Annotated in this window: 26 protein-coding genes; 16 read left to right on the top strand and 10 right to left on the bottom strand. The window is 72.8% G+C overall.

The window, feature by feature from the left end; genetic code table 11:
* Window positions 1-117: 117 nt before the first annotated feature.
* Window positions 118-1008: a TetR/AcrR family transcriptional regulator gene (locus ACIPWA_RS08830; RefSeq protein WP_400289492.1), complete on the bottom strand. Its 891-nt coding sequence runs from the start codon at window positions 1006-1008 to the stop codon at window positions 118-120.
* Between the two features lie 110 nt (window positions 1009-1118).
* Here ACIPWA_RS08830 and ACIPWA_RS08825 point away from each other — a divergent pair, with 110 nt between their 5' ends.
* The 8 genes from ACIPWA_RS08825 (at window position 1119) to ACIPWA_RS08790 (ending at window position 7390) form a co-directional block, all read left to right on the top strand.
* Window positions 1119-2201, top strand: a complete 1083-nt coding sequence (locus ACIPWA_RS08825; protein ID WP_400289491.1) for an ABC transporter ATP-binding protein — start codon at window positions 1119-1121, stop codon at window positions 2199-2201.
* Window positions 2201-3163, top strand: a complete 963-nt coding sequence (locus ACIPWA_RS08820; protein ID WP_082608364.1) for an ABC transporter permease — start codon at window positions 2201-2203, stop codon at window positions 3161-3163. Before ACIPWA_RS08825 ends, ACIPWA_RS08820 begins: the two co-directional genes overlap by 1 nt.
* Before the next feature lie 5 nt (window positions 3164-3168).
* Window positions 3169-3777 carry a dihydrofolate reductase family protein gene (locus ACIPWA_RS08815; RefSeq protein ID WP_400289490.1) on the top strand — a complete coding sequence of 203 codons (609 nt, stop codon included), beginning with the start codon at window positions 3169-3171 and terminating at the stop codon, window positions 3775-3777.
* Between the two features lie 19 nt (window positions 3778-3796).
* A complete protein-coding gene (locus ACIPWA_RS08810) occupies window positions 3797-4207 on the top strand; it encodes a MazG nucleotide pyrophosphohydrolase domain-containing protein (RefSeq protein ID WP_400289487.1) in 411 nt (136 codons plus the stop codon).
* 264 nt (window positions 4208-4471) lie between these two features.
* On the top strand, window positions 4472-4747 hold the full coding sequence (locus ACIPWA_RS08805) for a hypothetical protein (RefSeq protein WP_068624921.1): 276 nt from the start codon (window positions 4472-4474) through the stop codon (window positions 4745-4747).
* A gap of 145 nt (window positions 4748-4892) precedes the next feature.
* Complete coding sequence (locus tag ACIPWA_RS08800; protein WP_400289486.1) at window positions 4893-5399, top strand: hypothetical protein; 507 nt, start codon at window positions 4893-4895, stop codon at window positions 5397-5399.
* Between the two features lie 98 nt (window positions 5400-5497).
* Window positions 5498-6265, top strand: a complete 768-nt coding sequence (locus ACIPWA_RS08795) for an HAD hydrolase-like protein (RefSeq protein WP_400289485.1) — start codon at window positions 5498-5500, stop codon at window positions 6263-6265.
* Window positions 6266-6592: 327 nt separating this feature from the next.
* The gene (locus ACIPWA_RS08790) at window positions 6593-7390 is read left to right on the top strand and encodes a MerR family transcriptional regulator (protein ID WP_400289483.1); all 798 of its coding nucleotides are present in this window, start codon (window positions 6593-6595) and stop codon (window positions 7388-7390) included.
* 80 nt (window positions 7391-7470) lie between these two features.
* On the opposite strand, the gene ACIPWA_RS08785 is transcribed toward ACIPWA_RS08790, so the two are convergent.
* The 7 genes from ACIPWA_RS08785 to ACIPWA_RS08755 form a co-directional block, all read right to left on the bottom strand.
* Window positions 7471-8385: a heme ABC transporter ATP-binding protein gene (locus ACIPWA_RS08785; protein ID WP_400289482.1), complete on the bottom strand. Its 915-nt coding sequence runs from the start codon at window positions 8383-8385 to the stop codon at window positions 7471-7473.
* Window positions 8382-9392 carry a FecCD family ABC transporter permease gene (locus ACIPWA_RS08780; RefSeq protein WP_068625004.1) on the bottom strand — a complete coding sequence of 337 codons (1011 nt, stop codon included), beginning with the start codon at window positions 9390-9392 and terminating at the stop codon, window positions 8382-8384. The genes ACIPWA_RS08785 and ACIPWA_RS08780 overlap by 4 nt, the downstream gene beginning before the upstream one ends.
* A 230-nt stretch (window positions 9393-9622) precedes the next feature.
* Window positions 9623-10858 (bottom strand): heme/hemin ABC transporter substrate-binding protein, encoded by a 1236-nt coding sequence (locus ACIPWA_RS08775; RefSeq protein WP_068710284.1) that lies wholly within the window; start codon window positions 10856-10858, stop codon window positions 9623-9625.
* A 350-nt stretch (window positions 10859-11208) separates the two neighbouring features.
* A complete protein-coding gene (locus tag ACIPWA_RS08770) occupies window positions 11209-11874 on the bottom strand; it encodes a biliverdin-producing heme oxygenase (RefSeq protein WP_068624912.1) in 666 nt (221 codons plus the stop codon).
* A gap of 183 nt (window positions 11875-12057) precedes the next feature.
* Entirely contained in the window at window positions 12058-13446 is a 1389-nt protein-coding gene (locus ACIPWA_RS08765; protein ID WP_400289480.1) for an MFS transporter, read from the bottom strand.
* Between the two features lie 171 nt (window positions 13447-13617).
* The gene (locus ACIPWA_RS08760) at window positions 13618-14436 is read right to left on the bottom strand and encodes a CPBP family intramembrane glutamic endopeptidase (RefSeq protein ID WP_400289477.1); all 819 of its coding nucleotides are present in this window, start codon (window positions 14434-14436) and stop codon (window positions 13618-13620) included.
* A 37-nt stretch (window positions 14437-14473) separates the two neighbouring features.
* The gene (locus ACIPWA_RS08755; RefSeq protein WP_056644728.1) at window positions 14474-15079 is read right to left on the bottom strand and encodes a TetR/AcrR family transcriptional regulator; all 606 of its coding nucleotides are present in this window, start codon (window positions 15077-15079) and stop codon (window positions 14474-14476) included.
* 136 nt (window positions 15080-15215) lie between these two features.
* Between ACIPWA_RS08755 and ACIPWA_RS08750 the strand changes: the two genes are divergently transcribed.
* The 8 genes from ACIPWA_RS08750 to ACIPWA_RS08710 all read left to right on the top strand — a co-directional run bounded on the left by ACIPWA_RS08750 (window position 15216) and on the right by ACIPWA_RS08710 (window position 24827).
* Window positions 15216-16577 carry a transcriptional regulator gene (locus ACIPWA_RS08750; RefSeq protein ID WP_400289476.1) on the top strand — a complete coding sequence of 454 codons (1362 nt, stop codon included), beginning with the start codon at window positions 15216-15218 and terminating at the stop codon, window positions 16575-16577.
* A 335-nt stretch (window positions 16578-16912) separates the two neighbouring features.
* Window positions 16913-18436 carry an aldehyde dehydrogenase gene (gene adh, locus ACIPWA_RS08745; protein WP_400289475.1) on the top strand — a complete coding sequence of 508 codons (1524 nt, stop codon included), beginning with the start codon at window positions 16913-16915 and terminating at the stop codon, window positions 18434-18436.
* 99 nt (window positions 18437-18535) lie between these two features.
* Window positions 18536-19231 (top strand): DUF779 domain-containing protein, encoded by a 696-nt coding sequence (locus tag ACIPWA_RS20365; RefSeq protein ID WP_449870626.1) that lies wholly within the window; start codon window positions 18536-18538, stop codon window positions 19229-19231.
* A 348-nt stretch (window positions 19232-19579) separates the two neighbouring features.
* Complete coding sequence (locus ACIPWA_RS08730) at window positions 19580-21022, top strand: sugar porter family MFS transporter (protein WP_400289472.1); 1443 nt, start codon at window positions 19580-19582, stop codon at window positions 21020-21022.
* Window positions 21023-21107: 85 nt separating this feature from the next.
* A complete protein-coding gene (locus ACIPWA_RS08725) occupies window positions 21108-21404 on the top strand; it encodes an antibiotic biosynthesis monooxygenase (RefSeq protein ID WP_056644741.1) in 297 nt (98 codons plus the stop codon).
* Window positions 21405-21454: 50 nt separating this feature from the next.
* On the top strand, window positions 21455-22021 hold the full coding sequence (locus tag ACIPWA_RS08720; RefSeq protein ID WP_400289471.1) for a DinB family protein: 567 nt from the start codon (window positions 21455-21457) through the stop codon (window positions 22019-22021).
* A gap of 141 nt (window positions 22022-22162) precedes the next feature.
* On the top strand, window positions 22163-23161 hold the full coding sequence (locus tag ACIPWA_RS08715; RefSeq protein WP_400289470.1) for a hypothetical protein: 999 nt from the start codon (window positions 22163-22165) through the stop codon (window positions 23159-23161).
* A 574-nt stretch (window positions 23162-23735) separates the two neighbouring features.
* The gene (locus ACIPWA_RS08710) at window positions 23736-24827 is read left to right on the top strand and encodes a pirin family protein (protein ID WP_400289468.1); all 1092 of its coding nucleotides are present in this window, start codon (window positions 23736-23738) and stop codon (window positions 24825-24827) included.
* Window positions 24828-24871: 44 nt separating this feature from the next.
* On the opposite strand, the gene ACIPWA_RS08705 is transcribed toward ACIPWA_RS08710, so the two are convergent.
* Together ACIPWA_RS08705 and ACIPWA_RS08700 are read right to left on the bottom strand one after the other, a co-directional pair.
* Window positions 24872-25348: a hypothetical protein gene (locus ACIPWA_RS08705; RefSeq protein ID WP_400289467.1), complete on the bottom strand. Its 477-nt coding sequence runs from the start codon at window positions 25346-25348 to the stop codon at window positions 24872-24874.
* Window positions 25345-25722, bottom strand: coding sequence for a hypothetical protein (locus ACIPWA_RS08700; RefSeq protein WP_400289466.1), 378 nt, complete (start codon window positions 25720-25722; stop codon window positions 25345-25347). Before ACIPWA_RS08700 ends, ACIPWA_RS08705 begins: the two co-directional genes overlap by 4 nt.
* Window positions 25723-25756 lie beyond the last annotated feature (34 nt).

Below are 25756 nucleotides of genomic sequence, written 5' to 3'. Positions count from 1 at the left end.
CGATTCACCCGGCCGGTACGCCGAGCACGAGGTTCCGCGCGGTCGAGCACGAGGTTGCGGTCGTTCTGGGCGGCAGAACGGCCGCAACCTCGTTCTCGGCACCCGGAGGAGCGGCCGTCAGCCCTGCTCGCGTGCCCGGTCGATCGTCATCTCGACGCCGTCGAGCAACCGGTCGAGCGACGCGTCGAACGGGTCGGTGGGCGTGTCGAACCCGCCGGCCTCCCAGATCCGGGTCATGACGGGGTAGCGCTCGACGTCGAACCAGTCGGCCCAGAAGCTGCTCATCGACGTCCAGTACTCGTCGCTGCTCATGCCGCTCGCGTCGTTCTCGACCGTCTCGGCGACGGCCGCGCGGGCGAGGCCACGCACAAAAGCGTCGACCAGGCCCAGGATCTCGACGACCCGCTCCGCGGACAGCCCGGTGTCGACCAGGGTGCGCAGCCCGGCCTCCTGGGCGTCGAGCACGTGCGGGGACAGCGGGAGGCGCCACATGTTGGTCTGCAGGATCCAGGGGTGGCGCTGGTAGAGGTGCCAGACCTCGCGCGCGTACCGCGACAGCCCCTCGCGCCAGGGGGCGTCGGCCGTGGGCAGGTCGAGCTCGCCGAACGCCCGGTCGATCATGAGGTCGACGAGCTCGGTGCGCCCGGGCACGTAGGTGTAGAGCGACATGGCGCCCACGCCCAGACGTGCGGCGACGCGGCGCATCGAGAGCGCCTCGAGCCCGACCTCCTGCGCGACGGCGGTCCCGGCCTCGACGACCTCGGCGAGGGTCAGGCGGGCCTTGCGCCCGCGCGTGGGCGGGGCGGGCGGGTCCCACAGGAGCGCGAGGCGCCGGGTCACGTCGTCCGGCCGGGGGATCTGGTCGGTCGGGTCCTCCGCGACGTCCTGCGGGTCGTCGCTGCCGGCGTCACGGGAGGTGTCGTCGAGCGGCGCGTCGACCGATGAGTCCGGGGTCCGGGCGGAGTCCACCCCGTCGGAGGGGACGGGGGCGACGGTGTTGCTGGCCATGGTGCCTGATCCTCCCACTTCCGCGCAGTTCCGGGGACCCTTTAGTTCCCGTACGCCGTATGCTAACGTGAAATCTCTTTCCAGTACACCGTACGCGAGAGGCGTGAGTCATGATCCATACCGAAGGACTGACCAAGACGTTCCATCGCAAGAAGGAAGTGGTCGAGGCGGTCAAGGGCATCGACGTCGACGTCCGCGAGGGCGAGCTCGTCGCGTTCCTCGGCCCCAACGGCGCCGGCAAGTCCACGACGCTGCGCATGCTCACGAGCCTCCTCGAACCCACCGCGGGCCGCGCCCAGGTCGCGGGCTTCGACATCCGCACCCAGCCCGCCGAGGTCCGGTCGCGGATCGGCTACATCGGCCAGGGCAACGGGGGCGGGTTCTCCTACCGGGTCGCCGACGAGCTCCACAACCAGGGGCGCTTCTACGGGCTGCCTGCCGCCGAGTACCAGCGCCGCGCCGCAGACCTCCTCGCCGCGCTCGAGCTCGACGGCCTCGGCAAGCGCACGGTCCAGAGCCTGTCGGGTGGCCAGCGCCGCCGCCTCGACGTGGCGCTCGGCCTCATGAACCACCCGCCGCTGCTGTTCCTCGACGAGCCCACCACGGGCCTCGACCCGCACAGCCGCGCGAACCTCTGGGAGCACATCGGTGCGCTGCGCGAGCGGTACGGGATGACGATCGTCCTCACCACGCACTACCTCGACGAGGCCGACTCGATGGCCGAGCGCGTCGTCGTGATCGACCACGGCACGATCGTCGCCGACGCCCCGCCCGCCGCGCTCAAGCGCGACCACGCGGACGACGTCGTGACGCTCGTCGTCGCGGGTACGCCCGGTTCCCAGGGCCAGGTGCCCGACGACGTCACGCGCGTCCGCGCGGCCCTCGCCCCGGTCGTGGGCGACGTGGGAAGCGGCGAGCGTGACGGAGCGGGTGCAGGCCGCGGGGCTCGTGCAGCCGGCGGTGCCGGTGCGACCGGCGGAGCCGACGACGCGACGGTGCAGGCGACCGTCGGCGCGGGGGGAGACGTCACCGTGACCCTGTCCACGACGCACGGCGCCGACCGGCTGCCCGAGGCGATCGAGTCCCTGCGCGTGGCAGGGTTCGCGGTCCGGTCGGCCGGGCTCAAGCAGGCGAGCCTCGACGACGTGTTCCTCAACCTGACCGGTCGGAGCCTGCGCGAGGAGGCGGCGTGATGGACGAGCAGACGGAGCCGACGACGGGCACCGGCGCAGGAGCCGGACCGGAGGCCGGACGAGCGCCCGCACCGACGGGACCGACGAACCACGGGCCCGGCACGGCCGGGACCGCGACGCAGACCGCACCACGGACCGGGGTGAGGGAGCAGACCGACCGGCGCTCCGACGTCGGGCGCTCGCGGGCCGGGAAGTTCTTCGGCGACACCTGGGCCGTCTTCACGCGCGAGATCCTCCTGGTCCTGCGCGACCCCTTCACCCTCATCTTCTCGCTGCTCCAGCCGCTGATCTTCCTGGGCCTGTTCGGGCCGCTCCTGACCGGCGCCGTGGGCGGCGGCATGGGTGGGCCCGGCGGGTCGACCGCCGCGACGCTCCAGTGGTTCGTGCCCGGCGTGATCGTCATGATCTCGCTGTTCGGGACCTCCATGACGGGCTCGAACCTGCTCTACGAGATGATGACCGGCTCCTACGAGCGGGTCCTCGCGACGCCGCTCGACCGGTCGGCGATCCTCGTGGGCCGGGCACTCAAGGAGTTCGCGCCGCTCGTCGTCCAGGGGCTCCTCATCGCGGTCGTGTGCATCCCGTTCGGCTTCACGTTCTACCCGTTGCACGCGCTCGCCGGTCTCGCGCTCCTCGGGCTGTTCGGCGTGGGCGTCGGTGCCCTGTCGTGCGCGCTCGCGCTCGCCGCGAAGAACCGCGAGTGGCTGTTCTGGGGCGTGCAGCAGTCGCTGCTCTTCCCGCTGCTCATCCTGTCCGGCATGATGCTCCCGCTCGAGGCCGGCCCCTCGTGGATGCAGACCGCGTCGAAGTTCAACCCCCTGACCTACATGGTCGACGCCGAGCGCGCGCTGTTCGGCGGGACGTTCGCGAGCACCGAGGTCCTGTGGGGCGTGGTCGCGGCCGCGGTCACGTGCGCCGTGGGGCTGTTCGTGGGCATCCGCCGGACCCGGAAGTCGGTGTGAGCGCCGTGAGCAGGGTGACGTTCGACGTCGGGCTGTCCCTCGACGGGTACGTCGGGGGACCGCACCAGTCCCTCGAGAACCCCCTCGGCGAGGGCGGCGAGGAGCTGCACCGGTGGATGTTCGAGGAGCCCGAGGTCAACACGGCCGCGCTCGAGTCCGTCGCCGCGCCCACCGCGTTCGTCATGGGGCGCAACATGTTCGCGCCCGGTCGCGGGCCGTGGGACGAGGCCTGGCGGGGGTGGTGGGGCGAGGAGCCGCCGTACCACGCGCCCGTGTTCGTGCTCACGCACCACCCGCGCGAACCCCTCGTCATGCAGGGCGGCACGACGTTCTTCTTCGTGACCGACGGGATCGCGTCCGCGCTCGCGCAGGCGCTCGCCGCCTCACGGGACGGGCACGTCGGGATCGCGGGCGGCGCCTCGACCATGCGGGCGTACCTGGCCGCGGGGCTCGTCGACGAGTTCGGGCTGCACGTCGCGCCCGTGCTGCTCGGGGCGGGCGAGAGGTTGTTCGAGGGTCTGGGCGACCTGCGCGTCGAGCCCGGGCCGGTGACCAGCAACCACCTCGTGACGCACCTGTCGTACCGCGTCGTGCGAGGGCTCGTCGGGGAGTGACGCGTGCTTGACTGACGCGATGACCATCGCGACGCCGAGCACCCCGCCCGAGCCTGCGCCGTCGGGCCTCACGCTGCCCGCGCTCGCCGAGCGCGTCGAGGCGGTGTCCGCGCTCTACGCACGCAAGTTCGGGATCGCCCGCGACCCCGACTGGTTCGTGCTCAAGCTCGCTGAGGAGACGGGCGAGCTCACGCAGGCGTACCTCGCGGCCTCGGGACGCACGAGGCCGCGCGTCGCGTCGGAGGGCGAGGTGCCCGACGGCGGACGGGCGGCGCTCGCGGCCGAGGTCGCCGACGTCCTCGCGCACCTGCTCCTGCTCGCGCGGTCGCAGGGGATCGACGTCGAGCGGGCCGTGCGGGAGAAGTGGCTCGTGTGGGAGGGGGAGGTCGGGGGCGAGGTGGACGTGCAGGCCGAGGTGGGCCGGGGGTGAGGCCGGGTGCCCTCGGTGAGTGGCGACTCGGTGAGACGGGCTCTCGGTGGGAGGGCCCACGCCGAGAGGGCGGCCTTCGCCGAGATAGAGGAGTCCCGTCGAGGTAGAGGGTCGGGGGCCTCTACCTCGACGGGACACCTCTACGTCGGTGCCCGGCGCGGGGCGTTGCGGCCCCGCGGCGACCACGCCAGGATGTCCGGCATGACCGCTTCCTCTGTCCCTGGACCGACAAGCCCTCGCCCCCGCGGACTGGGTCGAGGTGAGGTGCTCGGACTCGTGGCCGGGGTGCTGCTGGTCGGTGTGGGGGGATGGCTCGCGTCGCGCTCCTACGGTGCCGCGTCGTTCGGGTGGTTCGCGTACGCGCCCTTGTCCGGCGCGGTGTACGAGCCGTCCCGCCCGTGGTCCCAGGTCCTGGGGCTCGTCGCGGCGGGGGCCGGGCTGCTGGTGCTCGGCTTCGTCGCAGGGTGGGCGATCGCGCGGCGGCGGGGTGGGGACGGCAGCACCGGGGCCGACCGACCTGCGGAGCGACCGGATGCGTGACATGAGCGCCCCAGGAGGCACCGGGGTGCCTGCCGCACGGACCGACGGGCGCGGGGGTCCAGGACGGGCCGGTCGGGGTCGCGATCCAGGATCTGGGCCCGCCCCTTCCGCCGGGGAGGGACCGACGACGGGGCGCGGAGGCGCTGTGTTCACCGAGGTGCGCCACGCGTCGGTCGTCACCCAGGCGCTGGTCATGACGCTCGGTATCGCGGTCACCGGGCTGACGGTGGGCCTTGCGGTGTCACCCACGGGAGGGCTCGGATGGGTCGACGTGCTGCCCGGAGCCCTGGCGCTCGCGATCTGTGCCGCGGCCGCGCGCATGTCGTCGGTCGTGGCGGTCGGGCCTGAGGCCATGACGCTCTCGCTGCGCCTGGGCGGGGTGCCGGTCTGGCGTCGTCGGATCCCTGGCCACGAGATCGATCAGGTCCAGGGAGGGACGGCCGGCGGGCCGACGGTCGACGCACTGTCTGCGGGCGGGCTCGGTCTCCGGTTCCTCGGTGGCGGTCGGGTCGCGCTCATGGTCCGTCAAGGAGAGGCCGTGCGGATCGTGGTGCGCGGCGGACGACGCGAGTACCTGGTCGCGAGCGGCCGGGCGCGCGAGCTGACCGCGGCCGTGGCGGCGCTGGCGGCCCGCACCCCGACGCCGAGATAGAGGGCCGGCGTCGAGGTAGAAGGCCCGGGCCCTCTGTCTCGACGGGAAGCCGCTGTCTCGGCGACCGTGCGCTCTCGGCGCACGGCAGAATCGATGCCGTGACCACCGCGAACCCTCCCTACCGACTTGCCCTCCTCGACCTCGACGGGACGCTGACCGACTCGGCTCCCGGCATCCTCTCCTCGGTCCGGTACGCCTACACGACCCTGGGGATCGAGACCCCGACCGACGAGACCCTGCGGCGTTTCGTGGGCCCACCGCTCACCGAGACGTTCGCGCGGCACGGCGTCCCGGTGGACCGGGTCGCGGAGGCCGTCGCGGCGTACCGCGAGGTCTACGCGGCCGGAGGGATGCTCGACAACTCGCTCTACCCGGGGATCCTCGAGTGCCTGACGGCGGCACGTGCGGCGGGCGTCCGGCTCGCGGTCGCGACCTCCAAGCCCGAGGTCTACGCGCGGCGCATCACCGCGCACTTCGGGATCGACGCCCTGGTCGAGGGGGTCTACGGCGCGACCCTCGACGGATCGCGCGGCTCCAAGGCGGACGTGATCGAGCACGCGCTCGCGTCGTTGGGCGCGTCAGAGGGTGCGGCGGGCACGACGGCGACGGTGGGCTCGGAGGACGACGAGGTCCCGGGCGCAGGGGCCGGTGGGGCCGGCAGGGCCGTCCTTGACGGCCTGCCGCCGCGCGAGGAGATCATCATGGTCGGCGACCGGGAGCACGACGTGCTCGGCGCGGCGGCGCACGGCATCCGTTGCCTCGGGGTCTCGTGGGGGTACGCGGTGCCGGGGGAGCTCGAGGACGCAGGGGCCCTCGCGGTCGTGGAGAGCACCGACGAGCTGGCGCGGATGCTGCGAGGCGAGTGACGCCGTCGGGCGGTGAAGACGCGAGGCCACGAGGCCGTCGTGCAGCGAGGCCGCGAGAACCACGGGAGACGCGAGAGCCACAGCGCTGGGCGCGACGAGCAGACGCCGCTGAGAGCGCAAGGACTAGTTGTCAGAAGTGCACCGGGGCGTACCCCGGTGCACTTCTGACAACTCATCTGCGGCGACGAGGGTTGACCTTGACGTAGCGTCAACTTCTAGGGTCGATCGTGCTGCCTCACCCGAGGCGTCCAGATCCGGGCCGTCCGCGAGAGGACCGGACAGCCGCGACGACATCGTGTCGTCGCGAGGCCCAGGAAGGAGGAGCGCATGACCGCGCACGCACCGCAGGCCCCGACCGACTGGTCGATCCAGGAGATCGCCCGCCTCGCCGGGACCACGAGCCGCACGCTGCGTCACTACGACGCGATCGGGCTGCTCGCGCCCAGCAGGGTCGGGCACAACGGCTACCGGTACTACGACGGGCCCGCGCTCGTCCGCCTCCAGCGGATCCTCCTCCTGCGGGACCTCGGCGTGGGCCTCCCGGCCGTCGCCGAGATCCTGGAGCGTGACGGCGAGGCCAGTCCTGCCGTGCAGGCGCGGGCCCTGCGGACCCACCTGGACGCCCTCCGGGCCGAGCGGCAGCGGCTGGCGCGACAGATCGCGTCGGTCGAGCACACGATCACGACCATGGAAGGAGGTGGGCGACTCATGGCGGACGAGATGTTCGACGGGTTCGACCACACCCAGCACGAGGCGGAGGTCACCGAGCGGTGGGGTGCCGACGCGTACCGGACGGGCGACACCTGGTGGCGCGGGCTCTCCGCGCAGGACAAGGCGGCCTACCAGGAACGGACCCGGCAGCTCGGGGCGGACTGGACCGCTGCGGCCGAGTCCGGGATCGCGCCCGACAGCGACGAGGCGCAGGTGCTCGCTCGCCGGCACGTCGAGTGGCTGAGCAGCATCCCGGGCACCCCGGGCCACGGCGGGGCGCCGGTCAAGGAGTACGTCGTCGGTCTCGGGGAGATGTACGTGGCCGACGAGCGGTTCGCTGCGAGCTACGGCGGCGTCGAGGGCGCGACGTTCGTGCGCGACGCGCTCGTGGTGTACGCGGGGCGGAACCTGTAGGTCACCGGCCGCACTGGCCGCGAGGTAGAGGCCTGGTGTCGAGAAAGGGGGGTACAGCCCTCTACGTCGACGGCAGGCCTCTACCTCGGCGGAACCGCAGCAGCAGACCGTGCCGGCAGGATGATCGGCGCCCCGCCACCCGGATGCTCGACGACCTCGACCGGGTAGTCGTAGACCTCGCTCAGCCGCTCGGCCGTCAGCACCTCGGCGGGCGCCCCGTCGGCGACCACGCGACCTCTAGCCATGAGCGTGACCTGGTCGGCGTAGGCCGACGCGAGCCCCAGGTCGTGCACGACGACGACCACCGCACCCCCGGACGCCGCGTGGCGGCGGGCGATCTGCAGCACGAGCTCCTGGTGCTTGAGGTCGAGCGCCGCGGTCGGCTCGTCGAGCATGAGCAGCCCGGTCCGCTGGGCCAGGACACGCGCGAGCGCGACGCGCGCCTTCTCGCCCCCGGACAGCGACGGGAAGTGCCGGTCGGCGAGGTGGGACACGTCGGTCGCGGCGAGCGAGGCTGCGACGATCTCCTCGTCGGTCTCCTCGAGGGGCGTCCCGCGCCAGGGCGCGCGGCCCATCTGCACGACGTCGAGCGACGTGAACGGGAAGCTGAGGTGGATCTGCTGCATGAGCACGGCCCGGCGCATCGCGAGCTCGGTGGGCGTCCACGACCGCAGGGGCGAGCCGTCGACCAGGACCGAGCCGCCGTCGAGCGGCAGGTCGCCCGTGAGCGCCCCGAGCAGCGAGGACTTGCCCGCGCCGTTGGGGCCGAGCAGGGCCCGGACCTCGCCGGCCCGTACCGTGACCGACACGTCCCGCAGCACGGGGGTCCCGTCGAGCGAGAGCGTCGCACCGCGCGCCTCGGTCACGACGTCGCCCGCCGCCGCGGCAGAAGGCAACCGCGAGGAGCGTCGCCGCCCCGTGACCGCAGTCCGCAACGACGACCAGAAGCTGCTGCCCTCGTGGCGCGAGTCGAGCTCGACCAGTGTGCGGCTCATGCCCAACCTCCCTGGCGAGAGCGCGTGCGGCGCAGCAGGTAGAAGAAGAACGGCCCGCCCACGAGCGAGGTGATCATGCCGAGCGGCAGCTCGACGTTCGCGACCGCAGTGCGCGAGACGAGGTCCGCGAGCAGCAGGACCACGGCCCCGCCGAGGGCCGACGCGGGGATGAGCCAGCGGTGGCTCGGGCCGCACACCATGCGGACCAGGTGCGGCACGACGAGCCCCACGAACGCGATGATCCCCGTGAAGGCCACGCCCGCGGAGACCAGGAGCGCGACGAGGACGATCACGATCTGCCGCAGCCGCTCGACGTCGACGCCCAGGTGCTGCGCGGCGCGCTCGCCCAGGGACAACAGGTCCAGCTGGCGGCGCAGCAGCATGGCGCCGGCCACGCCGACGATCGCGATCGGAGCCACGACCGCGACCGATCCCCACGTGGCCCCGCCGAGCGATCCGAGCTGCCAGAACACGATCTGCTCGCGCGCGGCCGGGTCGGCCACGAACGTGAAGAACGCGAGCAGCCCGCCCGCGAACGCGTTGACCGCGATGCCGGTGAGCACGAGCGTCACGACCTCGGTGCGCCCGCCCGAGCGCGAGAGCGCGTAGACGACGAACGTCGTGATCAGCCCGCCGAGGAACGCGGCCGCGGCGACCCAGGTCCCCGAGACGAGCGAGCCGGCCGTGACGATGACCGCGCACGCGCCCACGGCCGCGCCCGCGGAGACGCCGATCACGCCGGGCTCGGCGAGCGGGTTGCCGAACACGCCCTGCATGAGCGCGCCCGAGCAGGCGAGCGCGGCCCCGACGAGGATCGCGAGCACGACGCGCGGGAAGCGCACGACCCACAGCGTGTTCTCGCCCTGCGGGTGCGAGGGCATGGGCCCGATGTCGAGGCCCATGTGGTGCATGAGCGAGCCGAGGACCTCGGCGGGCGACACGGGCACCTGCCCGGTCATGCCGGACAGGACGGTGAGCACGAGCAGCGCGACGCCGAGCCCGACCATGAGCCAGGTCGCGGCGCGTCGCCGCCCGCGCCCGACAGCGGTGAGCGCCGCGGCGTCCTTCTCGTCGCGCCCGGAGCCCCGGGGAGCAGCCCCGTGCCCGACGGCGTCGCTCACCGGTGCGCTCGGCTCGCGTCGGTCGGTGGTCGTCCCGTCCGCGGTGCGCTGCGCCGTGGTGAGGGCGTCGGAGATGGGGCGTGCCGTCGTCGGGCCGGCGGGGTGGGAACCCGGCGTCACGGCGTGGCCGTCCCGGCGTCGGCCGAGGCGACCGCGGTCAGGTCGGGGGCCGGGACGCCGTAGAACGCCTCGACGAGCGACGCGATGGTCTCGCCCGTGCGCGGGCCGAACGTCAGCAGGCGGCTGCCGTCCATGTCGATCACCCGCTGGTTCTGGCCCGCCGGGGTCTGCGCCAGGCCCGGGATGGCCATCATGGCGTCGAGGCCGCCGCTCGACTCGAGGCCGTCGGTCATGACGAGGTACGCCGCCGGCGCCGCCGAGATGATGGCCTCGCTCGTGACGGGTGCGTACTGCTGCGTGAGGCCGATCGCGGTGCCCGCGTCCTGGCCGCCGATCTCGCGGATCAGGTCGTCGGCGCCCGAGCCGGGCCCGAACAGCATCTTGATGTTCGACCCGCGCAGGTAGAGGAACGCGACGAGCGGGTTGCCCGTGTCCGCGGGGACCCCGGCGAGGGCCGCGCAGATCTGCTGGTCGGTGCGCTCGACGAGCGCCGCCCCGGCCTCGGGGACGCCGAGCGTGGTCGCGACCGCGGTGATGCGGTCGTCGATCCCGTCGAGCGTGCGGGCCTCGTCGAAGTACACGACCGGGATGCCCGAGGACTCGAGCTGCGAGCGTGCGGTGTCCGTGAGGAGCGTGGCGTCGGTCAGGATGACGCTCGGGTTCAGGCCGAGGATGGTCTCGATGTTCAGGGCGTGGCCGGCGCCGGTCACGACGGGGACGTCGGCGGCCTCGGGGAAGCCCGTCGGCAGGTCGCGACCCACGACGTTCGCGCCCAGCCCCAGGCTGTAGACGATCTCGCCGAGCGTGCCGTACAGGTCGACCGCGATGATGCGCGAGGCGTCGGCGACCGTGACCTCGCGGCCGTCGAACGACTGCACGGTCACGGGCAGCGTCGGGGTCGGCGCCGAGACGATCGGGTCGATCACGTTGTCGGCGAACGTCGCGGTCGTCGGGCCGGTGGGGAACGTCGCGGGGTCCACGGTGGGGCGCTCGCCCGTCTCGAGGGCCGTGCACGCGTCCAGGGCGACGGCCTCGGTGGGTGCGGGCGACGAGTCCGAGGCCGAGGGGGGCGCCGTCGTCGGGCCCTCGGGCTCGTAGGGGAGGGGGGCACAGCCTGCCGCGAGCAGCACCGCGGCGAGCGTGGCGACGCCCACGACGGACGAGCGGCGCAGGCCGCGCGACAGCGGGCCGCGCGGACGCTCGGCGGACGGGACGCGGGCAGGGTGCGACATCACAAAGGCTCCAGCGGGGGTCGGCCGCCCACGCGAGAAGGCGGCTCCGGGTAAGTTGAGGCTAACCTACGCAGGACCGTGGCAGGGCGGCCGGTCCACGGGATCTTCTGTGATCTTGGAGACGCTGACGGCGGTCTCGGGCACTGGCGCAGCGGTCGGGTGCGGTCGGCTCCCGGTGCCGAGCATGCGGTGAGCGTCGAGAATCCGGGGGATCTCGACGCCCACCACCTGCTCGACGAACGCCCACCGCATGCTCGGCCCCGGAGGCGGGGCGAAGGGGCTGGGCGGAGCGGGAGCGGCGCTCAGAGGGTGCGGCGAGCCGGTGGGCTCACCGCACGCTCACCGCACGCTCAGCAGTGGATCGCGCCGAGCTCCGCGAACAGCGCGCTGTTGAGGCGGAACGCGAGCTTGGCCTCCTCGACCGTCTCGGCGATCTGCTCGTCCGTGAGGTCCAGGGAGTCGAGGCGCTCGCGGTAGACGTCCTTGAAGGGCTTGGCCTTGGGGATCTCGTCGAACGTGTAGAACGCGAGGCCGTCGGGGCCGAGCCCGTAGTGGCGCTCCATCATGCGCTTGATGATCTGGCCGCCCGACAGGTCGCCCAGGTAGCGCGTGTAGGCGTGCGCGGCGTAGGCCGAGAGCGAGGTGCCGACCTCGAGCAGGCGGGCCACGTAGGCCTCGGTCGCGGGCAGGATGCGGATCTCGGTGGCCCAGTCGGACCCGACCAGGAATGCGAGGTCCTTCTCGATCGAGGGCGTGCGGGTCAGCTCGTCGAACACGAGGGTCGCACCCTGGGCGTCGTCGCGGATCTGGGCGCTGGCCTGCTCGAGCGCCCCGTAGATCGCGTACTGCTGCGCGGCGAGGTCCGTGTAGGCGGCGACGTCGAGCTCGCCCCCCATGAGCTTCTCGACGAAGCCCGTGGTCTCGGCCTGCTCGTGCTCGGGGCGCGTGCCCTCGCGCAGGCGCAGCGAGAGGGACGCGGGTGCGGCGTCGGTGGCGGGAAGGGTCTCAGCGGTCACGAGGGGCTCCTGCGGTTCGTCGTGTCACGTGCACGACGTCGGCACGCGCGCCGGGGTCCAGCGCAGGGTCCACGGTGTGGTGACACATCGTCATGACGTCGCGTCAGGAACGATACAACAGTGAGGTGAGGTTTACCTATGCTCTGTGGGAGAGATCTCACGGACTGGGCGCGAGGTGCGCCCTCACCTCGTCGGCAGCGCGTGCTCCGCGACGTCCTCGGGGTTGGGCAGCCCGTGCAGGAACCGGTAGCCCGCCGCGGCGACCACGACCGTGAGCCCGCCCGCGACGAGCAGCGGCGTCGTGAGGTCGATGCGTGCGAGCAGGCCGCCCAGCAGCGAGCCCAGCGGCATGGTGCCCCAGAGCAGCGTGCGCCACGTCCCGTGGACACGGCCCAGCAGGTGGCCCGGGATCGCGGCCTGACGCAGCGACATGACCAGGACGTTCCACACCGACGTGGACCCGAACGACACCGCGAAGCACACGACCGCGACCGGGATCGTCGGGAAGAACCCCATGACGACGAGCGCGACGGGCCCGACGAAGTTCGCCGCGGCCATGACAGGACCTGCGCCGAACCTGACCTTGAGCGGGCTCACGACCACGGCGCCGACGATGCCCCCGACGGCGCCCGACAGCATGAACACCCCGAACCACTGCTCGGGCACGTCGAGGCGGTCGAGCACGAACAGGACGTCGGTCGCGATCGCCGCCGAGAAGAACAGTGCGATCAGGATGCTGAGGAACCACAGGGGCCGCAGCATCGGGTGGCTCATGATGAAGCGGAAGCCGTCCGTGAGCTGGTGGGCGAACGTCGCGCGGACGGACGGGAGCACGGGCGTCCCGGCGTCGTCGGACGACGTGAGGTCTGCGGCGGCGGTGGGCGCGTCGTCGGACCTGCGCCGGCGCGCACGGTGGGAGCGGTGCGCGCCGGCCGCGGCGGCGGGCAGGAAGAACGCGAGCACCCCCGCGACCGCGTAGGACAGGGCGCCGATGCCCAGCGGGATCACGACCGCGACCGCGAACAGCGCCGACGTCACCGGGACGGCGAGGAAGTTCTGCACGACGAGCTCGCCCGCCTCGATGCGGGAGTTGGCACGCGGCAGGTCCGCGCGGCGCACGATCGCGGGGACGACGGCCCGGATCGCGCCGTCGTACAGCGTCTCGAGCGCGCCGTACGCGAAGATCACCGCGTACAGCCACCAGATGGTCAGCGTGCCCGTCGCGAAGAGCGTGAGGAGCGTGACTGCGAGGAGCGTCCGGGTGCCGTTCGCGATCGACATGGCGTGGCGACGGTCGATCCGGTCGAGCAGCACCCCGGACGGGATGGCGAAGAACAGCCACGGCAGCATCGCGACGGCCGCGATGCCCGCGATGAGCAGCGGGTCGTCCGTGAGGCGGGCCGCGAGGAGAGGGGCGGCGACGCGCGCGATCCCGTCGGCCAGGCTCGAGCTGATGTTGGCCGTGAAGACGTTGGTGAAGGACCGGCCGAGCCCGCGGCGGGCGGGTTCGTCGGGGCGCCCGGGCGGTGTCCGGGCAGCGTCAGCGGGGGGTGGGGGTTCTGCGGGGGGCACCGGAGAACTCTAGGCGCCCTGCTGCGAGGGGCCGTGCGCGGAGCCCGTCGGCCGCTGTGGTGACGGCCCGACGGCGGCGCTCCGGCCACGGTGTCGGGTGCGGCCCCATGCGGCGGGCCCGACGGCGGAGGCCGGCCCGGGCCGTCGCGCGCGCTCCGTCGCCGCGACGTCCTACGCCGCGACGTCCTGCGTCCGCCGCGCCACGAGCGCGCTCTTGCCGCGCTTGCGCTGGGCCGCAGCGAACATGGCCATGAACACGGCCGTGGTCACGAGCGCGGCGATCGCGTTCGCGACGGTGCCGCCGGGCGTCGAGTGCCGGTCTCCGAGAGTGAGCAGCAGGGCGACGTTCACGAGCCAGTGCACGAGGGTCGCGAGCGCGACGCGCTGCCGCACGGTGCCTCGTCCGAAGTGCCCCATGAGCACCGACAGGGCCACGGTCGCGAGCAGGAAGCCCACGATCACGACCGGCCCCTCGGTGAAGATCTGCACGTGCCACACGCCCCACACGAGGCCTGTCACGATGCTCGCGACCAGGAGCGAGAACCGGTTCTCGAGCAGCGGCTGGAGCATGCCGCGCCACCCGATCTCCTCGCCGGCCGCGCCCACCAGGTAGGTGAGCAGGAGGAGCGCGAACGGCACGCCCGCGGTCGCGTGCACCCCTTCGAGGGGTTCGCCCTGGACCAGGAGCGTCACGACGAGCACGCCCCAGTTGAGCAGGCACGCGGCGAGCGCCAGGACCAGGTGGGCGACGACCTGACGGCGAGGGACTGCGCTCGGCAGCAGCGGCGCGAGGCGCCCCCGGAAGATCGCGAACGTGAGACCGGCCCCGATCGCGGGGCCGAGCTGGACGAGGGCGAGCACCGACGGGTCGATCCCTGAGACCGGTTGGACGAGGAGCATCGCGCCCGACGCGACGAACGTCGCGAGGACGAACGTGAGGGTCGGGGCGAGGAAGGCGCGGGCCGCGGGGGCCGGGGCGGTCGGGGTCACGCCGCAGGCTCGCAGCCGGTCGTGCGGGGTGTCAACCTCAACCGGCCACGAGCTCCTGGGTCCCGACGGCCCGCAGGACGAACGCCTCGGTGGCCTCGATCGCGCGCTCGCGCTGGGCGGGGTCCTCGGGGATGAGGCGGCCCGAGAGGCACGCGTTGACGAGCTGGACCGTGGTGCCGAGGTCCTGCTCGGGGAACTCGCCGCACGCGATGCCCGCGGTCAGGATGCGGCGCAGCGTGTCCTCGACGATCACGGCGTGCTCGCGCAGGCGCTGCTGCGTGCCGCGCGAGAGCACGGTGCGCAGGTCCGGCCCGGGGGCCAGGTGGAAGACGCGCTTGAGCTGTGCCTGCTGGCGGATGTAGGTGCGGAGCTGCTCGACCGGGTCGTCGACCCCCTCGAGCGCGCGCTCCAGGGTGCCGACGTACTGCTCGGTCTCGTGCGTGATGAACCCCAGGAGCAGCGACTCCTTGTCGGGGAAGTGGTTGTACACCGCGGTGCGTCCCACGCCCGCCGCGGCGGCGATGTCCGCGAGCGAGATCGCGTCGAAACCGCGGTCCATCATGAGGTTCGAGAGCGCCGCGAAGAGCTTCTGACGGGTCTGTGCGCGGTGCTCGTGGAGCGAACCGCCGATGATCTTCGGCATGCTGACATCATAGGCACTTGCTGTCAGAATGCTAATTCGCGAGATCCTGCGGCTCCTGAGCCCTCCCGGCGGCGCGGCTGCCTACACTGGCAGCAGCCCCGGATCGACCCGACAAGGACGTCGGAGGAAGGCGACCATGACCGACCATCGTGCACCCGCCCGCTCCGACGGTCCCGCCGCACGCCCCGGCCCGGGCGCCACGCCCCGGCCCGCATCCGTCCGCGCGGCCCGCGAGGCCTTCCTCAGCACGGGGGCGCTCCCGCCCGGCGTCCGTCCCCTCGTGGCCGAGTCGTGGCGCCGCAGCGCACGCAGCGGCGTGGACCCCGACTCGCCCCAGCCGGACACGTCGATCACCGACCTCGACCTCGGCGCCTACCGGTCGCAGCACCCGCTCGCACGGGCCATGCCGATCGTGCGCGACCTCCTGGTCGCGGGTCTCGCGGGCGAGAGCGCGGTCGTCGCGATGACCGACGACGCCGGCCGCCTCCTCTGGGTCGAGGGCAGCTCGAGCGTGCGCGACCAGGTAGGACGCATCGGGTTCGTCGAGGGGGCGGTGTGGCGCGAGGAGCGCGTCGGGACCAACGCTCCCGGCACCGCGCTCGCCACGGGTCGCCCGGTCCAGGTCCTGGGCGCCGAGCACTTCACGCGCCCCGTCCAGTCGTTCAACTGCGCGGCCGCGCCCGTGCGCGACCTGCACACGGGCCGTGTCCTGGGCGTCCTGGACGTCACGGGAGGCCGGGTCGCGGGGTCGGGGCTCGTGCTCTCGCTCGTGCGGGCGTCGGTCGCGGCGGTCGAGCGCGAGCTCGCCGAGCACGTCCCGCCCGGCGGTCGGCTCGCGGGGGCCGCGAGCGCCCCGCAGCTCGACGTCCTGGGCCGCGCGAGCGGCATCCTGCGCGCGGCACCGGGGGCAGCCGCGGGGTGGCCCGGCCCGGCCACGTACGCGACGGTGCCCGACGGCGGCACGCACGCTGCGCCGTCGGGCCGCCTGAGCCTTCGCCACAGCGAGATCCTCCTGCTGCTCGCCGCGCACCCGCGGGGGCTCGGTGCGGACGAGCTGGCCGTGCTGCTGCACCCGGGCGAGCTGTCGGACGTCACGGTGCGGGCCGAGGTATCGCGCCTGCGGCGGGCCGTGGGGCCGCTGCTGGGCGGATCGCGGCCCTACCGGCTGGGCGGGCCGCTGCGCACGGACCTCGACACGGTCCGCGACCTGCTCGCGGTGGGCGACGTGCACGGCGCGCTGACCGCGTACCCGGGGCCCGTGCTGCCGCGGTCGGTCGCGCCGGGCGTCGAGCAGCTGCGCGACGAGCTCTCCGCCGAGGTGCGAGGGGCGGTCCTCGCATCGGGCGACCCGGGGGCCGTGGGGCGCTGGCTCGCGAGCGACGAGGGCGCCGACGACCACGCGGCGTGGCGGCGGCTCGCGGGGCTGGCCGTACCGGGCAGCCCCGCAGCGGCGCGCGCGAGGGCGCGTCTCGCACTGCTGGACCGCGCGCTGGGCTGAGGCGCGCGCTCGTGCGCGTGTGCCGTGAGGCGCTGACCCGACGCGCAGCGACGAGTGTCGCATCGTCGATCGGTTGTCAGAACCGGGCCGGTCGATACCCCGGTGCGCTTCTGACAGCTCGCCGGACCCGCCACCCGTGGCGTCGACACGCAGGACCGGCGACCCGCGCTCGAGCTGACACCGTGACTGCAACCCTCCTGCAACCCTGGCGCCCGTAGCGTCCTGACCAGCCCGGCGCAACGGTGCGCCACGGGCTGCGGACCGCGTCGGCCGGCAGGCAGCCGACACCACGCGGGCCGCGCACGGCACGGAGCACTGCAAGGAGGCAGACGCACATGACCGTCTACGCAGCACCCGGTACCCCCGGGGCGATCGCCGAGTACAGGTCTCGCTACGACCACTGGATCGGTGGCGAGTACGTCGCCCCGGCGAGCGGCCGCTACTTCGAGAACCCGAGCCCCGTCACGGGCCGCACCTTCACCGAGGTCGCGCGCGGCACGGCCGAGGACATCGACCGCGCGCTGGACGCCGCGCACGGCGCCGCCCGCACCTGGGGGAAGACCACGGCGACCGAGCGCGCCGTGATCCTCAACAAGATCGCCGACCGCATGGAGGCCAACCTCGAGGAGATCGCGGTCGCCGAGACGTGGGAGAACGGCAAGCCCGTGCGCGAGACGCTCGCCGCGGACATCCCGCTCGCGATCGACCACTTCCGCTACTTCGCGGGCGCGATCCGGGCGCAGGAGGGCTCGATCTCCGAGATCGACGAGGACACCATCGCCTACCACTTCCACGAGCCGCTGGGCGTGGTGGGGCAGATCATCCCGTGGAACTTCCCCATCCTCATGGCGGTGTGGAAGCTGGCCCCCGCGCTCGCGGCGGGCAACTGCGTGGTCCTCAAGCCCGCCGAGCAGACGCCCGCGTCGATCCTGTTCCTGATCGACATCATCGGGGACCTGCTGCCCCCGGGCGTCCTCAACGTGGTCAACGGGTTCGGGGTCGAGGCGGGCAAGCCGCTCGCGTCGAGCCCGCGCATCCGCAAGATCGCGTTCACGGGCGAGACCACGACGGGCCGGCTCATCATGCAGTACGCGAGCCAGAACATCATCCCGGTCACGCTCGAGCTGGGCGGCAAGTCGCCCAACCTGTTCTTCGAGGACGTGGCGCGCGAGAAGGACGACTTCTACGACAAGGCCCTCGAGGGGTTCACCATGTTCGCCCTCAACCAGGGCGAGGTGTGCACGTGCCCGTCGCGCGCGCTCATCCAGTCGTCGATCTACGACTCGTTCCTGGGCGACGCGATCGAGCGGACCAAGGCGGTCAAGCAGGGCAACCCCCTGGACACCGAGACCATGATCGGCGCGCAGGCGTCGAACGACCAGCTCGAGAAGATCCTCAGCTACATCGACATCGGCAAGGCCGAGGGCGCCAAGGTCCTCACGGGCGGCACGCGGGCGGAGATGAGCGGCGACCTCGCGGGCGGCTACTACGTGACGCCGACGATCTTCGAGGGCAAGAACTCGATGCGCATCTTCCAGGAGGAGATCTTCGGGCCCGTCGTCGCGGTCACGGACTTCGCGGACTTCGACGACGCGATCACGGTCGCGAACGACACCCTGTACGGCCTGGGCGCGGGCGTGTGGTCGCGCGAGGCCAACATCGCCTACCGGGCGGGCCGCGAGATCCAGGCGGGCCGCGTGTGGACGAACTGCTACCACGCGTACCCCGCAGCGGCGGCGTTCGGCGGGTACAAGGGCTCGGGCGTGGGCCGCGAGAACCACAAGATGATGCTCGACCACTACCAGCAGACCAAGAACCTCCTGGTCAGCTACTCGGCCTCGAAGCTCGGCTTCTTCTAGGCCTGGCGCAGGCCACCGCGTGCGGGTCCCGGGGAGTCCCTGGCCCGCACGCGGTGGTGCGCACCGTCCGGACCGTCCGCCACGAGGGAAGAAGGAACCATGCCCGACGACGTCACGCCCGCCCCGCATTTCGCCACACCGGGGGCGGTGGGGATCGTGCCGGGCGGGGCGGTGGGCGTCCCGGCCGGCGAGCCGCCCGAGCGGGTGACCCTCACCGAGGGCGCTGCCGAGCTCCTGGCACGGCTGCGCGTGCAGTACGGCGAGCTCATGTTCCACCAGTCCGGCGGGTGCTGCGACGGCTCGTCGCCCATGTGCTACCCGCAGGGGGAGTTCCTCACGTCGGACGCCGACGTGCACCTGGGGGACCTGGTGGTCACGGACTCGTACTCGGCCCTGGCCGACGTGCCCGACGCCCTGCCGCTCGGAGGACTGTCGGACGACCCTGCGCTCGTGGTGCCGCCGGGTCCCGCGGCGCCGGACCCCGGGCCGACGGCACCCCGAAGGGCGACGACGGTGCTGTCGGCCGCCGTCTCGGGGCACGTGCTGTCGGAGCCTGCGGGGGCACCGGGTCTCGCGGGCGACGAGACGCGGGCCGGGGGACCCACGTTCACCGTGCCGTTCTGGATGAGCCGCAACCAGTTCGAGTACTGGAAGCACACGCACCTGACGGTCGACGTTGTCCCGGGGCGGGGGTCGGGGTTCAGCGTCGAGGCGCCCGAGGGCGTGCGGTTCATGATCCGCTCGAGGCTGTTCTCGGACGAGGAGTCGGCGGCGCTCGAGGGCCAGGTTCTCTGACGGGTTGGCGGGCCCGAGTGCTCCGACGAGTTGTCAGAACTGATCCGGGCCATGCACTTGGCAGGTTCTGACAGGTAGCACGACCGAGGATTCGTTGTCAGAACTGAGCCGGGGCATACCCCGGCTCAGTTCTGACAACTCATCGGCGCCCGTGCTCCTCGTGGCTCATCAGGCCCGCGGCCCTCGCGACGCGCCCGGCGCCCAGGGCCGTACGTCCCCCGCGGACGGCGCCCGAACCCACCGCCCGGCGCCCCGGACCGTACGTCCCCCGCGCACGCCGCTCGCACCCGCCGCGCATCACACCTCGCCACCGTGCCCCTCCACCCGTCGCATGGCAGGGTTCCGACCATGACCCCCGAACCACCCGTGGCCTCGCCCGTCCCCGCCCGCGTCCCCGGCCGGGTCGTGCTCGCGTGCCTCGCGGCGGCCCTCGGCGGGCTCCTGTTCGGGTTCGACACCTCGGTCGTCAACTCGGCCGTCGGTGCGCTGAGCGAGCACTTCGAGCTGACCGCGAGCATGCGGGGCATGGTGGCCTCGCTGTCGCTGCTGGGCTGCGCGGTGGGGGCGTGGTTCGCAGGGTCGGTCTCGGAGCGCCTCGGGCGCGTCAAGGTCATGGTCCTCTCGGCACTCCTGTTCGGGGTCTGCGCGGTGCTCGCGGCCTTCGCCCCGTCGGTCGCTCTGCTGCTGCCCGTGCGCCTGCTCGCGGGGGTCGGGATCGGCGCGGCCTCGGTCATGGCCCCGGCCTACATCGCGGAGGTCGCCCCGGCGCGGGCCCGCGGGCGGCTCGGCGGGCTCCAGCAGCTCTTCATCACGATCGGGATCTTCGTGGCGCTCGCGGCCGGGCTCGCCATGGCCCGCGCGGCCGGCGGTGCGGCGCACGAGCTGTGGGGCGGCCTCCCGGCCTGGCGCTGGATGTTCCTCGCCGAGCTCGTCCCTGCTGCGCTCTACGCGCTCGCCGCGTTCCGCCTGCCCGAGTCGCCTCGCTACCTGGTGTCCCAGGGTCGCGAGGACGAGGCCAAGGCGGTCCTGCAGCGCCTCACGGGTGTCGGTGACCGCGAGGTCGACGACACGGTGCACCAGATCCGGGCCTCGATCGGTGAGCACGCGACGACGTCGCTGCGCGACCTGCGCGGCTCGGCGCTGGGTCTCAAGCCCATCGTGTGGATCGGGCTGGGCGTGGCCGCACTCATCCAGCTCAGCGGCATCAACGCGGTGTTCGTCTACTCGACGTCGCTGTGGGAGTCGGTGGGCTTCACCGAGTCGCGGGCCCTGACCATGTCGCTCGTGACCGCGGCGGTCAACATCGCCGTGACGGTCGTCGCGATCGGGCTCGCGGACCGGTTCGGGCGCCGCCCCATGCTCGCGGCCGGATCGGTCGGGATGGCGGTCTCGCTCGCGGTCACGGCCTTCGCGTTCGGGCACGCGACGACGTCGGCCTCGGGCGAGCTGGTCTTCCCGCAGGTGTGGGCCATGACCGCGCTCGTGGCCGTGAACCTCATGGTCGTCTCGTTCGGCCTGACGTGGGGGCCGCTCGGCTGGGTCCTGCTCGGCGAGATGTTCCCCCACTCGATCCGCGCGACGGCGCTCGCGGTCGCGACGGCCGTGCAGTGGTTCGTGAACTACGGCGTGACGCGCTCGTTCCCCGTCGTGAGCGAGTCGTGGGGGCTGCCCGCGACGTACGGGACGTTCGCGGCGATCTCGGCGTTCGCGGTGTTCTTCGTGCTGCGGTTCCTCCCCGAGACCAAGGGCCGGACCCTCGAGCAGATGGGGGACGGTGCCCGGGCGGGGTGACGTCCAGGATCTCACCCTGTCGGGCGCTTCCCGGGGCCCCGGCGGGAACCGTAGCGTTGGATCGGATACCTGGGGAGGGCCGCCGATGTTCACGCAGGTCATCGTGCACCGCCCCAAGGACGAGTTCCGGGGGGCGACCGTGGCGTACCTCCAGCGCGTGACCGGGGCCGCGCGGGAGCTCTCGGGCATCGTCGAGGCCGTGGTGTGGTCCGAGGGCGACGGCGAGCGGATCGTGGTCACCACCACGTGGGAGTCCCCCGCGGCCTTCGCAGCGGGCGAGGACGCGTTGTTCGACCTGATCCATGGCGTCCCGTTCACGGAGTGGATGCAGGAGCCTCTCGACGTCCTGCTCCTCGACGAGATCCCGCCACCCGCGGCCTGAGCACCGGGCAGGGGTTCGCGCCCGCCGGGCGCGGGCCTACCATTCCGTGCATGACGACGTCGCCCGCCCCGCCCGCCCCGCAGGACCCCACGGGGATCACCCCGGACACCAAGGACTGGACGTGGGTGCTCGAGCGCCCGTGCCCCGAGTGCGGATTCGTGTCGTCGAGCGTGGACCCGGACCAGGTGGGCCCCGCGGTACGCGCAGCCGTCCCGCGCTGGCAGGAGGTCCTGGAGCGTCCCGACGCGACGCTGCGCCCGGACGAGCACACGTGGTCCCCGCTCGAGTACGCGGCGCACGTGCGCGACGTGTTCGGCATCTTCGACGTGCGGCTCGCGTCGATGGTCGAGGGCGACGACCCGCAGTTCGCCAACTGGGACCAGGACGCCGCCGCGATCGCTGGCGACTACGCGAGCCAGGACCCGCAGGTGCTGTCGCGCGAGCTCGCGTTCGCGGGCGACCGGGTCGCGGGCCGGTTCGACGCCGTCGGACCCGACGACTGGGAGCGCCCGGGACGTCGCTCGAACGACTCGGTCTTCACGGTCCGCACGCTCGGGCAGTACTTCCTGCACGACGTGGTCCACCACCTGCACGACGTGGGCGCGCCGACCACCTGACGTCCGCCCGCGCGACCGTCAGGCCACCCGGCCCGCCCAGGCCAGGACGAGCCCCGTCGGCCCACCCGGCGTCCCGCGCACGACCCACGCCCGTAACCTCCCGGCATTCTTGGCGGTCGTCGCCCCGTCTAGCGTCACGTCATGACGCTTCCTCTGACGGGGTCGGTCCCCGAGATGTACAGCAGTGACCATCTGCTCGCGCTGCCGCGCTCGCGTGGCGTGGCGCGTCCGGGGATCGAGGCGCTCGCCACGGCCTGGTTCCCGGAGGCGGGGTGGGTCAGCGAGCCGTCGAGCGGTCCGGCGGAGCGTCCCATGGCGGGCGCCCGCTTCCGCGGCGTGGTGCCCGACGACGTCCGTCGCCCCGGGGTGCTGCGGCTCACCGAGGGCGTGGAGGTCGTGGGGCCGTTCGTGGTCCCGGCGCCGCAGTCGCTCGCGCTGGACCTGGCCTCGTCGGTCGCCGAGCTGTGGGCCGTGCGCGTCGCGCGCAGGTCGCGCGACCGGCTCCCGGCCGAGGTCGACGACCGCGACGGCCTTGCCCGGGTCTTCGCCGCGGGGCTCCCGGACGACGTGGAGCTGCGGGTGCTGCGGTGGATGGTGGCCGCTGCGCGCAAGGTCGGGGGCACGCTGTTCGTCGACGGCGCGGTGCCGCTCGCGCCCGAGCCCGCGGCCGCGGTCGACCTGACGCTCTACAGCGCGCAGGCCCTGACCCCTGATGCCGCGCTCGGCTCGTTCCAGACCGTGGTCCCGGGCGCGCGCGTCGTGGAGGTCGTGGAGCGCCCGGACCGTCTGGTCGACTACGCGCTCGACGGGGAGACGGCCTACGACGGCGCGCTGCGGGTCGTGGTGCGCAAGGTGGACGTGGTCCCGGCGGTGCTCGGTGCCCTGGACTGGCGCGAGTACGGTCCGTTCGCGTACCGCATGAGCTGGGTCCCGGCGGACCCGTACGAGCTCGAGGTCGAGGAGCCGTCGGGCCTGCACCTCATCGCGCGCTCGCGGATGCGGGCCTCGGTGGCCCGGCTCGCGTCGGTCCTGCAGGGGCGGGCGGCCGGCGTGCTCGTGGACGACGGCGGCTTCGAGGTGACGTCCGCGGAGGTGGACGAACGCATCGCGGCGGTGAGCACGGCCCGCTTCTGGGTGTGACCCGTCCCCAGAGTTGTCCACAGATTCTGTGCACAAGCCTGTGGGTAACTCCGTGAGACCGGGCCTCCGGTTGTGGACGAACCTGTGGTCTCGGCCCGGGCAGAAATACCTCGTGCGGAGGTCTTGCCGCGGGCCCCGGCACAGGACTAGAAACGACAGTGTTGGCTCCGACGGGTACGGACGAGGCAGCCCCGACGACGCTCTCCCGCACGGGAGGACGGACCGGCAAGGACGCTGGAACCACAACCCCGAGGGACCCTGGTCGACCGGAAAACGGTGGGACGTCTCGTGGCCGCAAGGCCCCGAGCTGCGGGTGACGACGCAGGTCTCCAGCGGACCGGAAGACCGATCGTGAGAGACACCTCCCAAGGAGACCGGGACGGACTTCGGTACGTCGCGGGGGAGGCGTCGAGCCGCGACGTCGACGCGGAGCCCGGCCGGCCTACCCCTGCGGCCGACCGCACAGGGCACACGGTCATCAGCGAGGCCCCCGGCAGCTGCCGGGGGCCTCGCTGAGTCCTGGCCCCCTCCCGCCGGGTGGGCCCCGGTCCGGGCGCGCGCCTACGCTCGACCCATGAGCAACCTCGAGACCCGGCCCCGCGAAGAGTTGTGCGCCGCGGGGAGCCACGCTCCGTCGTCGGGCACCCCCGGAACCTCGCCGCGCGTGGAGATCCTCGACCACCGCCAGGTCCCGCTCGGCGGGACCCGCGCCATGGACGTGCGCCGCACCCTGCCGCAGCGCGCTCGCTCGCTCGTGGGTGCGTGGTGCTTCCTGGACCACTACGGCCCCGACGACGTCTCGACCTCAGACGGCATGCAGGTGCCCCCGCACCCGCACACGGGCCTGCAGACCGTGAGCTGGCTCTTCGAGGGCGAGATCCTGCACCGCGACTCGGTCGGCTCGCTGCAGACCGTACGGCCGGGCGAGCTCAACCTCATGACGGCTGGGCGGGGCATCTCGCACTCGGAGGAGTCGCCCGCGGGCCTCCGGCCGCCTCTGCTGCACGGGGTGCAGCTGTGGGTCGCGCTGCCGGGGGACCGGCTCGGCGACGAGCCGTTCTTCGAGCACCATGGCGACCTGCCCCTGTGGAGCGGGCCGGGGGGTGAGCGGGTCCAGGTGCTCGTGGGTTCGCTGAGCGTGGGCGGCGTCGAGCTGCGGTCGACCGCGACGGTCTTCACGCCCCTGGTCGGGGCACAGGTCGACCTGCCCGCGGGGGCCTCGGTCCAGGTCGAGGTGGATCCGCGGTTCGAGCACGCGCTGCTCGTCGATGCGGGCGACGCGTCGTTCGAGGGCGTGCTGGTGCCTGTGGCCTCGCTCGGATACGTCGAGCCGGGGCGCTCGGTGCTGACCGTCTCGGCGGGCGAGCGCCCCGTGCGCGCCGTGCTGATCGGCGGCGAGCCGTTCGCCGAGGAGATCGTCATGTGGTGGAACTTCGTGGGGCGCTCGCACGACGACGTCGCGGCCGCCCGCGCGGACTGGATGGCGCAGGTCGAGGTCGTCCAGGACGACGGGGCGGACGTGCCCGTGCCCGGGGAGGGCGGCACGCGGTACGCCGCGGGGGCGTCGGGCCGCCGGTTCGGAGAGGTCGTGGGGTACGACGGCGGTCCGCTGCCCGCCCCCGTGCTGCCGGACATCCGGCTCGTGCCGCGCAGGCGGCCAGTCTGAGGTCGTCGACGAAGACGGCGGACGCCGCGATCAGGGCTGAGAGGTCAGACCTCGTTGGCGTGGCGTCGGATGAAGTCGGCCATGAGTGGGACCGTGAAATCGAGGATGCCTCGGTCGGGCGAGTAGATCAGCCCCTTCTTGATGAGCTCATCACGGAAGACGCTCAGGTCTGAGGGCTTCTTCTTGCCCATGCGGGACACAATGTCCGGCAGTGCGCTGGGGCCCGGATCTTCGGCCATCGCGGCCATGAGTTGCTTCTGCTTAGGCGTGGCCCGCTCCCAGCGTGACGCGAAGAGGCTCCGGTCGAGTTCGTCGGTGCCCAGCGTGATCGCGACCTCAGCATCGATCATCTGGATGGGGGATTCGGCCGCGCACTGCCAGACCTGGTCGCCGTAGACCTGGAGGAAGTAGGGATAACCGCGAGCCGATTCGAGTATCCGGGCGAGCGCCACTGGCAGGAAGTCCACACTTGCTGCGGCGGCTGGACCAGCCAGCGCTTCCTGCGCCTCTGCCGGGCTCAAGCGGTCGATGTTGCGGTAGTCGAACTGTCTCTCTGCATACGAACGCGCCTCGGCCAGGACCGCGGGTACGACAGGAAGGCCTGCCCGAAGACATAGAACGGCCAGTCGTTCTGAGCAGCCCGGTGCTGGGCCGCCAGGAGTGCAGTGAGCGTCGAGGAGTCGAGGTCCTGAATCTCGTCGACGAACAGCGCCATCCCGATGCTCTCGTCGCGTAGAGCCGGCACGACGTCGGCCACCAGGTCTTCGAGATCCATCTCGATGTTCCCGGAGTCAGCGCGTCCGGAGGTCTTGACGGTGAGGTCACCGCTGACCGGCCCGACACCTGCCTTGATGGAGAAGGACTCGATGGTGCTCAGCGCTTCCCTAACTATCAACGAACTCCTTATACAGTCAGATAGTTCCTGAGAA

Source organism: Oerskovia enterophila (assembly GCF_044748475.1).
Lineage (GTDB): Bacteria > Actinomycetota > Actinomycetes > Actinomycetales > Cellulomonadaceae > Oerskovia > Oerskovia enterophila.
This window is presented reverse-complemented; position numbering and strand designations above follow the sequence as displayed.

Excerpts from the sequence above, each read along its gene's own strand:
- ACIPWA_RS08755 (WP_056644728.1), bottom strand. The coding sequence starts at position 15,079 with ATGCCGAAGATCATCGGCGGTTCGCTCCACGAGCACCGCGCACAGACC.
- ACIPWA_RS08775 (WP_068710284.1), bottom strand. The coding sequence starts at position 10,858 with ATGTCGCACCCTGCCCGCGTCCCGTCCGCCGAGCGTCCGCGCGGCCCG.
- adh (WP_400289475.1), top strand. The coding sequence starts at position 16,913 with ATGACCGTCTACGCAGCACCCGGTACCCCCGGGGCGATCGCCGAGTAC.
- ACIPWA_RS08710 (WP_400289468.1), top strand. The coding sequence starts at position 23,736 with ATGAGCAACCTCGAGACCCGGCCCCGCGAAGAGTTGTGCGCCGCGGGG.
- ACIPWA_RS08720 (WP_400289471.1), top strand. The coding sequence starts at position 21,455 with ATGACGACGTCGCCCGCCCCGCCCGCCCCGCAGGACCCCACGGGGATC.
- ACIPWA_RS08790 (WP_400289483.1), top strand. The coding sequence starts at position 6,593 with ATGACCGCGCACGCACCGCAGGCCCCGACCGACTGGTCGATCCAGGAG.
- ACIPWA_RS08725 (WP_056644741.1), top strand. The coding sequence starts at position 21,108 with ATGTTCACGCAGGTCATCGTGCACCGCCCCAAGGACGAGTTCCGGGGG.
- ACIPWA_RS08810 (WP_400289487.1), top strand. The coding sequence starts at position 3,797 with ATGACCATCGCGACGCCGAGCACCCCGCCCGAGCCTGCGCCGTCGGGC.
- ACIPWA_RS08750 (WP_400289476.1), top strand. The coding sequence starts at position 15,216 with ATGACCGACCATCGTGCACCCGCCCGCTCCGACGGTCCCGCCGCACGC.
- ACIPWA_RS08715 (WP_400289470.1), top strand. The coding sequence starts at position 22,163 with ATGACGCTTCCTCTGACGGGGTCGGTCCCCGAGATGTACAGCAGTGAC.
- ACIPWA_RS08730 (WP_400289472.1), top strand. The coding sequence starts at position 19,580 with ATGACCCCCGAACCACCCGTGGCCTCGCCCGTCCCCGCCCGCGTCCCC.
- ACIPWA_RS08780 (WP_068625004.1), bottom strand. The coding sequence starts at position 9,392 with ATGGTCGGGCTCGGCGTCGCGCTGCTCGTGCTCACCGTCCTGTCCGGC.
- ACIPWA_RS08820 (WP_082608364.1), top strand. The coding sequence starts at position 2,201 with ATGGACGAGCAGACGGAGCCGACGACGGGCACCGGCGCAGGAGCCGGA.
- ACIPWA_RS08785 (WP_400289482.1), bottom strand. The coding sequence starts at position 8,385 with ATGAGCCGCACACTGGTCGAGCTCGACTCGCGCCACGAGGGCAGCAGC.
- ACIPWA_RS20365 (WP_449870626.1), top strand. The coding sequence starts at position 18,536 with ATGCCCGACGACGTCACGCCCGCCCCGCATTTCGCCACACCGGGGGCG.
- ACIPWA_RS08830 (WP_400289492.1), bottom strand. The coding sequence starts at position 1,008 with ATGGCCAGCAACACCGTCGCCCCCGTCCCCTCCGACGGGGTGGACTCC.
- ACIPWA_RS08825 (WP_400289491.1), top strand. The coding sequence starts at position 1,119 with ATGATCCATACCGAAGGACTGACCAAGACGTTCCATCGCAAGAAGGAA.